Genomic DNA, 15213 nt, shown 5'->3' on the forward strand with positions numbered 1-15213 from the left:
TCTCCTAGCCCTGAGCCGGTTCCAGCGCAGCGAAGGCGGCGGGCAGATCGGCGACCACGGTGATGCGGTCGCGCGCCTGCCGCGTCACGATTCTGCGTTCGTACAGTTCATCGATCCAGCGGAAGAGCCCGCCGTAGAAGCCGTCGGCGTCCAGCACCACCACCGGTTTGGCGTGTTCGCCGAGGTAGCCGCCGGTCCAGGTCTCGAACAGTTCCTCGAGCGTGCCGACCCCGCCGGGCAGGGTGAGGAAGGCGTCGGCGCGGGCCTCCATCAGCTGCTTGCGCTGACGCATGGTGTCGGTGACCAGCAGTTCGTCGGCGTCGACATCGGCGACTTCCTTGTGCACCAGGTGTTTCGGGATCACCCCGATGGTGTGCGCCCCGCCCGCGCGGGCGGCGGTGGCGACCGCGCCCATCATCGACACATGGCCGCCGCCGGAGACCAGTTGCCAACCGCGCCGGGCGATCTCGGTGCCGACGCGGGCGGCCAGGCTGATCAGGTCGGGATCGGTGGTGCTGGCCGAGCAGTAGACGCAGATCGAGTACGGCGCGCTCACCACTCGTCCTCGGTGCCGAGCCGCTCGATGTTCGCGTGATCGCCGGTCTCGCCCTGGATGATCCGCACGACCTCCTCGACGCTGTCGGTGAGCTGGATCAGGTCGAGGTCTTCCGCGGCGATCTTGCCCGAGCCGGCCAGCGACTCGCGCAGCCAGTCGACCAGGCCGGACCAGTACGCGGTGCCGAACAGGATGATCGGGAAACGGGTGATCTTGCGGGTCTGCACCAGGGTCAGCGCCTCGAACAGCTCGTCGAGGGTGCCGAACCCGCCGGGCAGGCAGACGAAGGCCTGCGAGTACTTCACGAACATGGTCTTGCGGACGAAGAAGTACCGGAAGTTGATACCGAGATCGACCCACTCGTTGAGGCCCTGCTCGAACGGCAGCTCGATGCCGAGCCCGATCGAGTAGCCGCCCGCCTCCGAGGACCCGCGGTTGGCGGCCTCCATCGCGCCGGGCCCGCCGCCGGTGATCACCGCGAAACCGGCCTTGGTGAGCGCGGCGCCGATCGCCATGCCCGCCGCGTATTCGGGATGGTCCTTGGACGTGCGCGCCGAACCGAACACGGTCACCGCGGGCGGCACCTCGGCGAGCGCGCCGAAACCCTCGACGAACTCGGCCTGGATCCGCAGCACCCGCCACGGATCGGTATGCACCCAATCGCTGTCCTGGCGGGTGTCGAGCAGATTCCGGTCGGCGGTCCGCACACCCTGCTTGCGTTCGCGGCGAAACATCACCGGCCCACGGAACTTCGCCGTCGATTTGACCTTCCCAGCCTGATCAGCGGAATCGGTAGACATGCCCCCACGCTACTGGGTCGGGTCGAACACCAGTCGTCAGCGGGCTGACAGGTAGGTGCGCAGCATCGCGGTGACGGCGGTGATCTGGCTCAGCGGCACGTGCTCGTCGCGCTTGTGCGCGAGGTTGGGATCGCCGGGGCCGAAGTTGACCGCGGGGATGCCGCGCGCCGCGAAGCGGGAGACGTCGGTCCAGCCGTACTTGGCCCGGACACCGCCGCCGCCGTGGGCGTTGACCGAGTCGATCAGGGTGCGCGCGGCGGGCGCGGTGAGGCCGGGCAGGGCGCCGGGCGAGGAGTCGGTCACCACGAACTCGACGTCGAGCCCGGCGACGACCTCGCGCACGTGCGCAACGGCCTGCTCGACGGTCCGGTCGGGCGCGAAACGGAAGTTCACATCCACCTCGGCGACATCGGGCACCACATTGCCCGCGACCCCACCGGAGACCCGCACGGCCGACAGCCCCTCGCGGTACACGCAGCCGTCGATGTCGACCTCGCGCGCCTCGTAGGCCGACAACCGCGCCAGTACCGGCGCCAGCCCGTGGATGGCGTTCTCGCCCAGCCAGGCCCTGGCCGAGTGCGCGCGCACGCCGGAGGTCGTCAGCCGGACCCGCAGCGTGCCCTGGCAGCCCGCCTCGATCCAGCCGCCGGAGGGCTCACCCAGAATCGCGAGGTCGCCGTCGAGCCACTCGGGCAGCTCGCGCTCGATCTGGCCGAGGCCGTTGAATTCCGCGGCGATCTCCTCGCCGTCGTAGAAGATCAGCGTCAGATCGTGGGCCGGGTCGGCAATAGTGGCCGCCAGATGCAGGAACACCGCGTCGCCGGACTTCATGTCGACGGTGCCGCAACCGAACAGCACCGGCTCCCCACCGACCTCGTCGGGCCGGCTCGGCACGTTGTCGGCGATCGGCACGGTGTCGAGATGACCGGCCAGGATCACCCGCGTCGGCAGCCCGCGGTTTGTGCGCGCCAGCACCACGTTCCCGTGCCGCAGCACCTCGAACCCGGTGGTCTGCTCCCGCAATGCCTGCTCCACCAGATCCGCGATCTTGGCCTCGTCGCGCGACACACTGGGAATGTCGACCAGGGCGGCGGTCAGCTGGACGGGATCGGCACGCAAATCGAGAGTCACATCTCGACAGTAGTACGGACGCCGCCCCGGCTCGCCGCGTTCACCGGGCGGCGCGTTCGCACGAAGCGGCCACTCGACGTCGGGCAGCCGAGAACGCGGCCACTGCCGACGCTCTGCCCTGAACCGGTGGACGCCCGGGTCTGCGGACGATCGCCGTCCGCACACCCGGGTTCGGTGTCCGGCCCGGGGGTGGCCGACACAAAGCGTCGCGGACCCGGCAAAATGAACTCCGTGAGCATTCAGGGAGCAACCGCAGTCGGTATCGCCAACGTGACCTCGGACGGCACCGTCCTCGACACCTGGTACCCCAGCCCCGAGCTGGGCGAATTCACCGAGACCGGCTCCAAGCGCGTCGACGCCGCCGAGGCGGGCGAGTTCGCCGAGCTGCTCGGTGTCGACGCGGCGCGCGGCGTCGAGGTGATCGCGGTGCGCACCACGATCGCCGACCTGTCGGCCGCCCCGGTCGACGCGCACGACGTCTACCTGCGCCTGCACCTGCTCTCGCACCGCCTCGTGCAGCCGCACGGCCTGAGCCTCGACGGCCAGTTCGGCCTGCTCAGCAATGTGGTGTGGACCAACCACGGCCCGTGCGCGGTGGACGGCTTCGAGCAGACCCGGCTGAAGCTGCGCGCCCGCGGCCCGGTCACCGTGCTCAGCGTCGACAAGTTCCCCCGCCTGGTCGACTACGTGGTGCCCTCGGGCGTCCGCATCGGCGACGCCGACCGGGTCCGCCTCGGCGCGCACCTGGCCCCGGGCACCACCGTCATGCACGAGGGCTTCGTCAACTTCAACGCGGGCACCCTGGGCAATTCGATGGTCGAGGGCCGCATCTCGGCCGGTGTCGTGGTCGGCGACGGCACCGACGTCGGCGGCGGCGCGTCGATCATGGGCACCCTGTCCGGCGGCGGCACCCAGGTGATCTCGGTGGGCGAGCGCTCGCTGCTCGGCGCCAACTCCGGCCTGGGCATCTCGCTGGGCGACGACTGCGTGATCGAGGCGGGCCTCTACGTCACCGCGGGCACCAAGGTCACCGGCCCGGACGGCACCGTGGTCAAGGCCGCGACCCTGTCCGGCCAGAACAACCTGCTGTTCCGCCGCAACTCCACCACCGGCGCGGTCGAGGTCGTCCCGCGCAAGGGCACCGGGATCGAGCTCAACGCCGCGCTGCACGCGAACGACTGAGCCGGGCTTTCCGGCGGCCCCGCACTCGCGCGAGTGCGGGGCCGCTGCTGTTTCCGGACCCACGTCCGCGACCGCCCGATCGACAGTGACGAGCGTCACCATCACAACCGGGCGTCCACCCGCATCCCATGGTCGACCCAGTTCTTTCCGGCAGGAGGCAGACGATGGACATCGTGGTGATCGGCGCAGGGTACGCGGGCACAGGGGCGGCGAACCGGCTGGCGAAGAAGGTGCCGACAGCCCGGATCACCGTGGTCAATCCACGGCCCGATTTCGTTGAACGGGTGCGGCTGCACGAGCACCTGGCCGGCACGGGCACGGCCGCGACTCCCCTCGCCGAGATGCTCGTGCCCACCATCGCGACCCGGGTGGCGGGCGCGGACAAGATCGGCGACGGGACCGTGACCCTCGACGACGGGACCGAGCTCGATTTCGACTACCTGTTCGTCGCCGTCGGCAGCACGGCCGCGCCGCTGCCCGGCGCGATTCCGGTCGGCACGTGGGAGGGCGCCGAACAGGCCCGCACGGCGCTGGCGGCGCTGCCCGCCGACCGGACCGTCACCGTCGTCGGGGGTGGGCTCACCGGCATCGAGACCGCGGCCGAGCTCGGACAGGCCCGACCGGATCTGCGCATCCGGCTGGTGGGGGCCGAGATCGGCGCGAGCTTGTCGGCGGGCGGACAGCGGCGGGTGCGGCGCGGATTGGCCAGGCTGGGCGTCGAGGTCGTCACCGGCGCGGTCGAGCGCGTCGGCGACGGCACGATCGAGCTGAGCTCGGGCGCCGCGCTCGCGTCGGACCTGACGCTGTGGGCGGTGGTGTCGGCCGTGCCCGACCTGGCCGCGCGCAGCGGGCTCGCGGTGAACGCGGGCGGTAGGGCGCTGGTGGATCCGTACCTGCGCAGCGTGACCGATCCGCGGGTGTTCGTCGTCGGTGACTGCGCCGCGGTGCCCGGCGCGCGCATGGCCTGCGCGACCGCGGCGCCGCAGGGCGCGCACGCGGTGGATACGCTCGCCCGGATGATCGAAGAACGCGAGCCGCAGCCGTATTCGATGGGATACGGCGGCCAGGCGCTGAGTATCGGCAGGCGCGACGCCGTCGTCCAGGCCTCGCGCCGCGACGACAGCCCGCTGCCGGTCTCGTTCGACGGTCGCGGCGCGGCGTTCGCCAAGGAGCGCATCGTCCGCTACGCCGCGTGGGCCGCGCGCACCGGCAACAGCGTGTGGTTGAGCGGCCCGAAACAGTGACCACCGAGCCCGAGCGGGTGTTCGCCGAGAACCGCAGACTGCTGTTCTCCATCGCCTACGAGATCCTCGGCTCGGTCGTCGACGCCGAGGACGTGCTGCACGACAGCTACCTGCGCTGGCGCGAGGCCGACCACGCGAGCGTCGAGAATCCGCGCGCCTACCTGGCCCAGATCGTCACCAGGCAGGCGATCGGCGTGCTGCGCTCGGCCGCGCGCAGGCGCGAGGAGTACATCGGGCCGTGGCTGCCCGAGCCGCTGGCGGCGGCGTCCGAGGGTGGGGTCGAGCATGTACTGACCGGCGAGGCGGTGACCACCGCGATGCTGCTCGTGCTGGAGACGCTGACGCCGGTACAGCGCGCGGTCTTCGTGCTCCGCGAGGTCTTCGCGTTCAGCTACGCCGAGATCGCCGCGGCGGTCGGCAAGTCCGAAACCGCGGTGCGGCAACTGAATCAGCGGGCCAGGGATCGCGTGCACGAGAAGCGGCACACCGCGATCGCGACCCCGGCCGAGGCGCAGTCGGTGGTGGAACGGTTCTCGATCGCGGCGGCCACCGGCGATGTGCAGGCGCTGATGGACGTGCTCGCGCCCGATGTGGTCTATATCGGCGACGGCGGCGGCGTGGTCAACGCGGTGCGCAGGCCGGTCCTCGGCCCGGACAAGGTGGCGCGCTTGGTCATCGGCCTGCTCGCCAAGGGCGACCGAATGGGCGAGGTGGGCGTGCGCGTCGGCGTCTTCAACGCGATGCCCGGCGTGGCCGTGACGATCGACGGCGTCCTGGACCAGGTGACCTCCATCGAGGTCACCGACGGCGTCGTCACGGCGGTGTACTGCGTGCGCAACCCCGAAAAGCTCAGCGCGGTACGGATTCCGGGGTGAGACCGAAGGCGATGACCCTGGTCGGGTGGATTCGGATGAGCGCGTCGGGGCGCTCGGTGATGTAGGACTCGACCTCGGTCAGCGCCTCGGCGGTGCCGCGGATCTCCAGACAGCGCACCCGCCACGGCCGCACCGAGGCGATGTCGTCGACGACGAACGCGACGTGGTCGTTGTCGGCGAGATTGCGGAACTTCTTGGAGGCGGCCATGTTCCAGCCCGCGATGTCGATGGTCCCGAGCTCGGCGTTGTAGCGGAAGCCGACGGGGTTGTTCTGCGGGGTCCCGTCGGCCCGCACGGTCGCCAGCCTGCCCAATTTCTGGGTGGCCAGGTAGTCGAGATGCTCGGGCGTCAGCGTTGCGCTCATGCCCCGACCGTAGGACCTGAACCGCACTCGAGGTCAATCCCCGGCTCTCGACGACGGCGCCGACCCGCGCTAGGCTGCCAGTTATACGGAACCGTATAAATGGAGGATCGTCATGGCACTTCCCCCTGGTCAACGCGCGGTCGAGGGCTTCCCGCGCTTCGGCACCCACCTCCACCACCCGCCGCCACCGATCCCCGCCGATCCGGGAATCGAGCTCGGCGGAGCGCTCACCGACACCGTCACGCTGTCGCCGGCCGCACTCGCGGAGCTCCCCCGAACGCAGATGCTGGCCGACTTCCACTGCGTCGCCGGATGGTCGGCGACCGGGCTGCGCTGGGAGGGCATCCCCTTCGAGACCTTCTACCGGCTGCGGGTCGAACCACTGCTGCGCCCGGACGCGCGGATCAGCCACGTCGTCTTCGCGGGGCTCGACGGATACCAGTCGATCGTGCTGCTCGACGACGTCCTGACCGGCGACGTCCTGCTCGCCGACCGGCTCGACGGACAACCGCTCGACAGCGACCACGGCGCGCCGATCCGGCTGGTGAGCCCGAGCCAGTACGGCTTCGTCAATACGAAACACCTGTGCCGCATCGAGTTCCACGTCAGCGAGCCGCCCGATCCCGAACGGTTCTCCCCGCTCGCGGCCCACCGCAGGGCGCGGGTGTGGGCGGAGGAACGGCATCGCTATCTGCCCGGCCGCGCGGTACGGCCCATCTATCACGCGCTGATCGGACCGATCCGGAAACTCAGCGCGCGCGGGAGCACCACACGGCCCCGCTGAGTCAGCCGAGCAGCTTCTTCTGCACCTTGCCCATGGCGTTGCGCGGCAGCGCGTCGACGAACCGGACCTCGCGGGGCCGCTTGTGCGCCGAGACCTGGGCGCCCACATGGGCGATCAGCTCGGTGCCGAGCTCGGCGGAACCGCCGTCGCGCGGCACCACGAAGGCGACGATGCGCTGGCCCAGGTCGTCGTCGGGCAGGCCGACCACCGCGACCTCGGCGACCGCCGGATGGCCGAGCAGCGCGGTCTCGATCTCGCCGGCGCCGATCCGGTAGCCGCCGGACTTGATCAGGTCGATGGACTCGCGTCCGACGATGCGGTGGAATCCGTCGGCGTCGATGACGGCCACGTCACCGGTGCGGAACCAGCCGTCCTCGGTCCAGTCCGCCGCGGTGGCATCGGGACGGTTGAGGTAACCGTCGAACAGCATCGGACCGCGCACCTGGAGCGCGCCGATGCTCTCGCCGTCATGCGGGACCGCGGCGTCGGATTCGTCGCGCAGCCGGGTTTCCACGCCGCGCACGGGCGTGCCGACCCAGCCCGGCCTGCGCTCGCCGTCGGCGCGGGTGGACAGGGTGATCATGGTTTCGCTCATGCCGTAGCGCTCCACCGGCGGCTGCCCGGTGAGCTCGGCCAGCTTCTCGAACACCGGCACCGGCAGTGGCGCGCTCCCCGACACCAGCAGTCGCGCCTTGCCCAATTGCCGTGCCGAATCGGGCTTTTCGACGATCCGAGACCACACCGTCGGCACCCCGAAGTACAGGCTGCCGCCCGCCGCCGCGTAGGCCTCGGGCGTCGGCTTGCCGGTGTGGATCACCGGGCTGCCGACCCGCAGCGGCCCGAGCAGGCCCAGGATCAGCCCGTGCACGTGGAACAGCGGAAGCCCGTGCACGAGGGTGTCTTTCCAGGTCCAGCCCCACGCCTCGGCGAGCGCGTCGAGGCCGGCCGCGATGGCAGCGCGGCTGAGCATCACGCCCTTGGGCGCGCCGGTGGTCCCGGAGGTGTAGAGGATGAAGGCCGTCGACGCGGGATCGGGTTCGGGGTAGGTGTGCCAGGACCGCGCGTGCAGCCGCACCGGCACCACCGGCAGCCCGGTGCCCTCCGGCGCCGCGCCGAGCCAGGCCTGCGCACCGGAATCGCGCAGGATGTGCTCGAGTTCGGCCGCACCGGAATCGGGCGGCACCGGCACCACCGTCACGCCGGCGATCAGACAGCCGACCACGGCGAGCACGGTGCGCACGGTCGGTTCGGCCAGCACCGCGACCCGGTCGGCGCGCGCGATCCGCTCGGCCACCGAGGTCGCCGCACCCAGCAGATCGGAGCGCGACAGAGTGGCATCATCGATGGTGACGGCGTCGGGAATGTCGGCACCGGCGGCGACGGCGACCGGATCGAGCGAGGCGAGCAGCAGCGGCGGACCGTAGGGCATCCGTCCACGCTAACGCGGCGCGGTTGGGCCCGCGCGCGCCGCCGTCCGTTGACTCCCCGACGACATGATGAGACATTCATCATATAGTTCTCTCACCGATGAAGGGGTCAACGATGACCATCCTTGCTCGCGCACGTTCGGGTCACACCGAACCGGCCGAATTCGACATCCGGGACTACGTGGACGGTTCGACCGCCTTCTGGGGCGCGACCGCGAACGTGATCATGCAACTCAGCCTGGCGCCCGTCGGCTACGGTGTCGCGGAATCCCGAGTCCACAGCGGCAGCATCATGCGGCATCCGGTGAAACGAACACGCACCACCCTGACCTATCTCTCGGTGGCCCTGATGGGCGATGACGCCGATCGCGCCGCCTATCGGACCGCGATCAACGGCGCGCACAAGTACGTCCGCTCGACCGCGGACAGCCCGGTGCAGTACAACGCCTTCGACAAGAACCTGCAGCTGTGGGTGGCTGCGTGCCTGTACTGGGGCGCGGTCGACGTGATGGCCCGCATCTACGGCCCCGCCGACGACGACATCGCCGACACCTTCTACGAATACGCCCACCACCTGGGCACCACCTTGCAGGTCCCGAGGCAGATGTGGCCGGCCGATCGCGCCGCCTTCGACGCCTACTGGACCGAACATCTGCCGCAGGCGCACATCGACGCCACCATCAAGGCCTACTTCGACGACCTGCTCGATCTGAAGATGATCAGCCCGGCCCTGCGGCTGCCGTTCGCCCGGTTCCACCGCTGGTTCACCACCGGCCTGCTCCCCGCCCACCTGCGCGACGAGATGGGCATGACCTGGACCGACCGCGACGAACGCACGCTCAACCGGCTGATGCGGGCGAGCGGCACGGTGACGGGCCGGCTGCCGCGGGTGATCCGCAACTTTCCGTTCAACCTGACTCTGGCCGACATGCGCCGCAGACAGCGCCGGGGCAAGCCACTGATCTGACCGGTCCTGCCGCGCGCCTTCCGCGCCGACCTGCGACGTTCGGGTTTCATACCCACGATCGGTCCGTCGCACAGAACTGGAGGACGCTCATGAGCAGGCGAACAGTCATGTGGTGCGTGGCGGCGGCCGCCGCCGGTCTGCTGATCGGCGCGCCCGCCGCCAACGCCGACGAGGACCCGGCCACCGTGCCGTCGCGGACGGCGCTGTCGGTGCGGACGCCCGGCGGATTCGCCTGGGGCACCGCCAACGAGCACGAATCGCGGTCGGCGCTGTCGATGTCGAAGCTCTACATCGTCGACTACGCCCTGCGCCACGGCGACGGCGCGCCGGAGGACCGCGCGCTGGCGGAACGGATGATCCGCGACTCCGACGACGGTGCGGCCACCCAGCTGGCGAACAAGTATCCCCAGGCCATCGAGGCCACCGCGAGCGAATACGGGCTGCGCGCGACGCACGGCAGCGCCGACTGGGGCCGGTCCAGCACGAGCACCGCCGATCTCACCGAGTTCCTGGTCACCAAGCAGCGCACCGATCCGGGCTCGCCGATCTTCGGCTGGATGGCGGGCGCGAGCAACACCGCCGCCGACGGCACGCCCCAGAACTGGGGCACCGCCCAGCTGCCCGGGGTGCAGGGCAGCAAGTGGGGCTGGTCGGACCTGGACACCCCCGAGGTGGCCTCCGCGTCCTTCGGCACCGGGTTCTCGGTCGCCGCCCACACCTACGGCACCCCGGCCGAGCAGTCCGCCGATGTGCTCGACGCGCTGCCCGCGGTGCTCCTGCGGCTGGTCAGCGGGCGCTAGTCCATGTGCGGATAGCGGTAGCCGGTCGGCGGGACGAAGGTCTCCTTGAGCACGCGCGGGGCGACCCAGCGCAGCAGGTTCAGCGGAGAGCCCGCCTTGTCGTCGGTGCCGGAGGCCCTGGCGCCACCGAACGGCTGCTGACCGACCACCGCGCCCGTGGGCTTGTCGTTGATGTAGAAGTTGCCCGCCGCGTAGCGCAGTGCGGCGGCGGCCTTCTCGATCACCGCGCGGTCGCGGGCGAAGACCGCGCCGGTGAGCGCGTAGGGCGAGGTCGAATCCACCTCGGCCAGCAGCACCTCGAAGGCGTCGGGCGCGTCGTCGTCGTAGACGTACACCGAGAGGATCGGCGCGAAGTACTCGGTCCGGAAGGCCTCGTCGTGCGGATCGTCGGCGAGCAGCACCGTCGGCCGGACGAACCACCCCACGCTGTCGTCGTAGGTGCCGCCCGCGGCGATGGTGATCCCCGCGTCCCTGGCGCGCTCGATGGCGGCCACCGACTTGTCGTAGGCGCGCTGATCGATCAGCGCCCCACCGAAATTCGCGAGATCGGCGACATCGCCGTAGGTCAGCTCCCCCACCGCGGCCAGGAACTTCTCGCCCATCGTCCGCCACAGCGATCGCGGCACGTAGGCGCGCGAGGCGGCCGAGCACTTCTGGCCCTGATACTCGAAGGCGCCGCGAATCATGGCCGTGGACAACGCCTCCGGATCGGCGGAGGGATGGGCGAGAATGAAGTCCTTGCCGCCGGTCTCCCCGACCAGGCGCGGATAGCTGTGGTAGCCACCGATATTCGCGCCGACCTGCTGCCACAGGTGCTGGAAGGTGCGGGTCGAGCCGGTGAAATGGATACCGGCCAGGCGCGGATCGGACAGCGCGATCTCGGAGAGGTTCCTGCCGTCGCCGGTGACCAGATTGATCACCCCGGGCGGCAGGCCCGCCGCGATCAAGATCCGCATCGTGACCCACGCCGCCAAGGTCTGGGTGGGCGCGGGCTTCCAGATCACGGTATTGCCCATCAGCGCGGGCGCGGCGGGCAGATTGCCCGCGATGGCGCTGAAGTTGAACGGGGTGATCGCGTAGACGAAGCCCTCCAGCGGCCGGTAGTCCATCCGGTTCCAGACACCGGGCCCCGATCGCGGCTGCTCCTCGAGGATCTGCCGCGCGTAGGCGACATTGAACCGCCAGAAGTCGACCAGCTCGCACGGCGCGTCGATCTCGGCCTGCACCGCCGACTTGGACTGCCCGAGCATGGTCGCCGCCGCCACGGTCTCACGCCACGGTCCCGACATCAGATCGGCCGCGCGCAGGAAGACCGCGGCCCGCTCGTCGAAGGACAGGTCGCGCCACTGCGGCGCCGCCAGCACCGCCGCCTCGATCGCGTCGCTCGCCTCCTCGTGCGTGGTGTCGGTGTAGGTCCCCAGCACCAGCGATCGCCGGTGCGGCGCCACGATCCCGTGCCGCTCACCGTCGCCGCCCCGCTCCTGTCCCCCGATCACCAGCGGCACGTCGACGCACTCCCCCGCGATCTCGGCCAGCCGCGCCCGCAGCCGCTCCCGCCCCGCCGTCCCCGGCGCGTACGACTGCGCTGGCTCGTTCGCGGGCACCGGAACCACCGTGACAGCGTCCATACTCCGAGGCTATCGCCGCGGCCCCGAGATCGCCCGGATCGAGATGTCGCTCGGCGCGTGGCGGATGGCTACAGCGGCGCCCACAGGTACCAGTTGAGCTGGGTCGATTCGAACGAGCCGCCGGGCGCGGCGACCTCGACGATGACCGGCTGGCCGACGCCGTCGACGGCACGGCGCACCGCGAGGGTGAACGGCTCACCGGCGCGGGGACGCCAGGCCGTGACGGTGGCGTTGGCGCCGACGGCGGCGCCCCGGGTGGTCGTGGGGTCCGCCGTGGCGTGCCGGTCGAGATAGGCGTCCGCGTCGGCGGACGTGGCGTACTGGGTGTACCAGGAGGTGACACCCTGGGAGTCGGTGCAGGTGATCTGCCGGATCGGCACCGGATCACCGGTGTGCACGACCAGCGCGCCCGTGGCGAAACACGTCGAGTCCGACCAGCCGGTGGCGGTCGGGTCCTTCGGCAGGATCTGGGAGAAGTCGTAGAGCAGCGAGCGGTGCTCGCCCCACGACGCCACCGGCGGCGGCGCGATCCGGCCGGGTCGCACGAACTTCCAGTAGATCGCGCCGATCCCGACCACGCCGATACCGGCGACCATGGCCAGGACCAGCAGGGCGACCGCGAGCGCGCGCCAGCGCGACGACACCGCCTTGCGCGGCGCGGCGGATCGCGCGGCCGGATACGAGCCGTAGCCGGGCGGTCCCGCGCTCCAGCCGGGGCCACCGGCGATCGGCAGCCGGGCTCCAGAGGGTGGCGCCGTCACCAGGGTCGCCGTCGAGCTCGACGTCGGCAATGCGCCGGCTCGCTGCGGCGCCGAGCCTCCCGGGCCGGGGGCGCGCACCCCCTGCGATGCCGGCGCATGCGCCGCCGGCGCAAGGGCCGACAGCACTGGATGATTCGGCGCGGACGTGGCCGACGGCTGTGCCGACGCGCCGGTCACACCACCCAGCGCATCCACCGCCGCCTGCGCGAACTCCGCACAGCTGCCGAACCTTTCGGCCGGGTCCTTGGCGAGCGCCCGGGCGATCACGGCATCGATCCCGGGCGGCAGGGTCGGCACCGTCGCGGACGCGCGCGGCACCGGCTTGCTCAGGTGCGCGGCCACCACCGCGCCGGGATTGTCGGCGGGGAACGGACTTTCGCCGGTCAGCAGGGTGAACAGAGTGCAGCCCAGGGAGTACTGGTCGGAGCGGTGGTCCACCGGCGCGCCGGAGAGCTGCTCCGGGGAGGCATAGGCGAGGGTGGCCAGGAAGGCCCCGGTGCGGGTCAGCTGGCGAGCGTCACCGCGCAGGCGGGCGATGCCGAAGTCGGTGAGCAGCACACGGTCGCCGGCGCGGGCGGCGGCCAGCAAGATGTTGGCGGGCTTCACATCCCGATGCAGGACCCCGCGCTCGTGGGCGTAGTCCAGCGCCTCGGCGGTCTGGGCGACGATGTCGATCGCGCGCGCGGGTTCCACCGGCGAATTCCGGAACACCGACGCGTCGGTGCCGTCGACGTACTGCATGGAGATCCACATCAGCCCGTCCTCGACGCCGCGGTCGAGCACCGACACGATGCCGGGATGGTCCAGGTGCGCCGACACATCGGCCTCGCGTTCGAACCGCCCGCGCACCTCCGGGTCCGACGACAGTTCGCGATTCAGTAGTTTCAGCGCCACCTGACGCGGCAGCCGCGGATGCGCCGCCAGGTAGACGGTTCCCATCCCACCCCGGCCGAGCAGTCGTTCGATCCGATACCCGGCGAAGACCGTACCCGCGCCGAATTCCACCCCGTGCATCCGTGACGAGCCTTTCGATCCCAAACCGCTCCGACTGCCGGACCCTAGCCGATCCGGCAGCCGGAACGCGAGATCAGCGCAGATCGTCGGCGATGATCCGCTCGATATTGCGCTCGGCCAGCGCAGTGATGGTGACGAACGGATTCACGCTGGTATTGCCGGGAATCAGCGCGCCGTCGATGACGTAGAGGCCCGGATAGCCGTGCAGGCGACCGTAATTGTCGGTGGCCTCGTTGAGCACGCAACCGCCCAGCGGGTGATAGGTGAAGTCGTCACCCCAGGTCTTGTAGACGCCGAACAGATCGGTCCGGTAGATCGTGCCCTCCTTCTTGTTGATCTTGTCGAAGATCCGCTTGGCCGCGTCGATCGAGGACTGGTTCCAGGCGGTCTGCCAGTTCAGATCCACCTTGCCGGTGCCGGAGTTGAAGGTGAATTTGCCCCGGTTCGGGTTCTTCGTGATCGCCAGGTACAGGCTGACGTAGGTCTCGATGCCGGACGGGAACGGCGCGACCTCGGCGAAGGCCGGACCGCCCGCGTCGGCCCAGTTGTCGATGCCGAGGCAGGGCATGGCCGACTGCAGACTGCCGGTGGCGTCCCACATGTGGTTGGCCCGGCCGACCATGACATTGCCGTTGTTGCCCCACTTCTGCCCCACCGCGTCGGACAGATTGCGCAGCTGCCCTTTGGCTTTCAGCGCGACCAGCAGCTTGCTGGTACCGACGCTGCCCGCCGCGAAGAACACGCGGTCCGCGACGACCTTCTTGGTCGAGGTGGTCCGGCCCTGGGTGTCGATCACGGCCATCTCCACCTCGTAGCCGCTGCCGCTGGGCGTCACCGAGGTGACCATGTGCTGGGCGGCGATGGTCACCTTGCCGGTGCCGGTGGCCGCCGCCAGGTAGGTCTTGTCCAGCGAGCGCTTGCCCGCGTTGTTGCCGTAGATCACCTCACCCGCCAGCGCGGAGCGGCGCACCGTGTTCGCCTGTTCCTTCTTCATGTACTCGAAGTCGTAGACGTTGGGCACGAAAGTCCAGCCGAAACCGGATCTTTCGGCATGTTTGCGGCCGACCCGCGCGAACTGGTAGCACTCGGCCGACTCGAACCAGTTCTGGTCGATGGTGTTGACTCCGAGCGCGCTGTTGGCGCGTGGGTAGTAGGTGGCGTACATCTCGTCGGCATTCACCGAGGGCAGGATGGCGCCGAAGTTCTCCCGCTTGGGCGTCACCGCCATGCCGCCGTTGACCAGCGAGCCGCCGCCGACGCCGCGGCCCTGGTAGACCCGGATGCCACCGAAGCCCTCGGAGTCGAGCACGCCGGTGTAGCGGTCGATGTCCTTGTTGTAGGACCCGCCCATGAAGTACCCCACCGGCTGATCGGTGGTCTCGCGCAGCCAGTAGGACCGGCCGTCGGGCTTCAGGACCGGACAGAAGATGTCGCCGTCGGGCCCGGGTTTCGTCCAGGACATGCCCATCTCGGCGACGAGGACGTCGACGCCTGCCTGGGCCAGGCGCAGCGCGGCGACCGAGCCGCCGTAGCCGCTGCCGATCACCAGGGCGGGCACCTTGTCGCCGTCGGCCGCGGGCGCTGCTGCGGCGACCGCGCGACTCGCCAGCACGGCCGCCCCTAGCGTGAAACCTGTTGCAGCTAGGAACCCGCGGCGTGAAATACCCCCGGTGTATTGGT

The 15213-nt window shown here is 70.4% G+C and carries 14 protein-coding genes; 6 read left to right on the plus strand and 8 right to left on the minus strand.

Features of this window, described 5'->3' with window-relative positions:
- Positions 1-4: 4 nt before the first annotated feature.
- From Q7X29_RS29060 to dapE, 3 genes are read right to left on the minus strand one after another with little or no spacing between them, the layout of a single operon-like run.
- Positions 5-556, minus strand: coding sequence for an LOG family protein (locus Q7X29_RS29060; protein ID WP_218719887.1), 552 nt, complete (start codon positions 554-556; stop codon positions 5-7).
- Positions 553-1356, minus strand: coding sequence for an LOG family protein (locus tag Q7X29_RS29065; RefSeq protein WP_218719886.1), 804 nt, complete (start codon positions 1354-1356; stop codon positions 553-555). Before Q7X29_RS29065 ends, Q7X29_RS29060 begins: the two co-directional genes overlap by 4 nt.
- A 36-nt stretch (positions 1357-1392) precedes the next feature.
- Positions 1393-2487 carry a succinyl-diaminopimelate desuccinylase gene (dapE, locus tag Q7X29_RS29070; RefSeq protein WP_218719885.1) on the minus strand — a complete coding sequence of 365 codons (1095 nt, stop codon included), beginning with the start codon at positions 2485-2487 and terminating at the stop codon, positions 1393-1395.
- A 231-nt stretch (positions 2488-2718) separates the two neighbouring features.
- Here dapE and dapD point away from each other — a divergent pair, with 231 nt between their 5' ends.
- The 3 genes from dapD (at position 2719) to Q7X29_RS29085 (ending at position 5788) form a co-directional block, all read left to right on the plus strand.
- Complete coding sequence (gene dapD, locus Q7X29_RS29075) at positions 2719-3669, plus strand: 2,3,4,5-tetrahydropyridine-2,6-dicarboxylate N-succinyltransferase (protein ID WP_218719884.1); 951 nt, start codon at positions 2719-2721, stop codon at positions 3667-3669.
- A gap of 164 nt (positions 3670-3833) precedes the next feature.
- Positions 3834-4913 carry an NAD(P)/FAD-dependent oxidoreductase gene (locus Q7X29_RS29080; RefSeq protein ID WP_218719883.1) on the plus strand — a complete coding sequence of 360 codons (1080 nt, stop codon included), beginning with the start codon at positions 3834-3836 and terminating at the stop codon, positions 4911-4913.
- Positions 4910-5788 carry an RNA polymerase sigma-70 factor gene (locus Q7X29_RS29085; protein WP_218719882.1) on the plus strand — a complete coding sequence of 293 codons (879 nt, stop codon included), beginning with the start codon at positions 4910-4912 and terminating at the stop codon, positions 5786-5788. The genes Q7X29_RS29080 and Q7X29_RS29085 overlap by 4 nt, the downstream gene beginning before the upstream one ends.
- On the opposite strand, the gene Q7X29_RS29090 is transcribed toward Q7X29_RS29085, so the two are convergent.
- Entirely contained in the window at positions 5763-6152 is a 390-nt protein-coding gene (locus Q7X29_RS29090; protein ID WP_316575952.1) for a PPOX class F420-dependent oxidoreductase, read from the minus strand. The genes Q7X29_RS29085 and Q7X29_RS29090 overlap by 26 nt on opposite strands.
- 112 nt (positions 6153-6264) lie before the next feature.
- Between Q7X29_RS29090 and Q7X29_RS29095 the strand changes: the two genes are divergently transcribed.
- Complete coding sequence (locus tag Q7X29_RS29095) at positions 6265-6936, plus strand: molybdopterin-dependent oxidoreductase (RefSeq protein ID WP_316575953.1); 672 nt, start codon at positions 6265-6267, stop codon at positions 6934-6936.
- Between the two features lies 1 nt (position 6937).
- Here the strand turns inward: Q7X29_RS29095 and Q7X29_RS29100 are convergent, their stop codons facing one another.
- The gene (locus Q7X29_RS29100) at positions 6938-8365 is read right to left on the minus strand and encodes an acyl-CoA synthetase (RefSeq protein ID WP_316575954.1); all 1428 of its coding nucleotides are present in this window, start codon (positions 8363-8365) and stop codon (positions 6938-6940) included.
- A 113-nt stretch (positions 8366-8478) separates the two neighbouring features.
- On the opposite strand from Q7X29_RS29100, the gene Q7X29_RS29105 reads away from it, so the two are divergent.
- Both Q7X29_RS29105 and Q7X29_RS29110 read left to right on the plus strand, forming a co-directional pair.
- Positions 8479-9330 carry an oxygenase MpaB family protein gene (locus Q7X29_RS29105; protein ID WP_316575955.1) on the plus strand — a complete coding sequence of 284 codons (852 nt, stop codon included), beginning with the start codon at positions 8479-8481 and terminating at the stop codon, positions 9328-9330.
- An 89-nt stretch (positions 9331-9419) separates the two neighbouring features.
- Positions 9420-10130 (plus strand): hypothetical protein, encoded by a 711-nt coding sequence (locus tag Q7X29_RS29110; protein WP_316575956.1) that lies wholly within the window; start codon positions 9420-9422, stop codon positions 10128-10130.
- On the opposite strand, the gene pruA is transcribed toward Q7X29_RS29110, so the two are convergent.
- The 3 genes from pruA to Q7X29_RS29125 form a co-directional block, all read right to left on the minus strand.
- Complete coding sequence (gene pruA, locus Q7X29_RS29115; RefSeq protein WP_316575957.1) at positions 10127-11758, minus strand: L-glutamate gamma-semialdehyde dehydrogenase; 1632 nt, start codon at positions 11756-11758, stop codon at positions 10127-10129. The genes Q7X29_RS29110 and pruA overlap by 4 nt on opposite strands.
- Positions 11759-11826: 68 nt before the next feature.
- Positions 11827-13533 carry a serine/threonine-protein kinase gene (locus tag Q7X29_RS29120; RefSeq protein ID WP_316575958.1) on the minus strand — a complete coding sequence of 569 codons (1707 nt, stop codon included), beginning with the start codon at positions 13531-13533 and terminating at the stop codon, positions 11827-11829.
- A gap of 73 nt (positions 13534-13606) precedes the next feature.
- Positions 13607-15145, minus strand: coding sequence for a GMC oxidoreductase (locus Q7X29_RS29125; protein ID WP_449411953.1), 1539 nt, complete (start codon positions 15143-15145; stop codon positions 13607-13609).
- Positions 15146-15213 lie beyond the last annotated feature (68 nt).

The sequence above is a fragment of the Nocardia canadensis genome (assembly GCF_032656385.1).
In the GTDB taxonomy this organism is placed as follows: Bacteria; Actinomycetota; Actinomycetes; order Mycobacteriales; family Mycobacteriaceae; genus Nocardia; species Nocardia canadensis.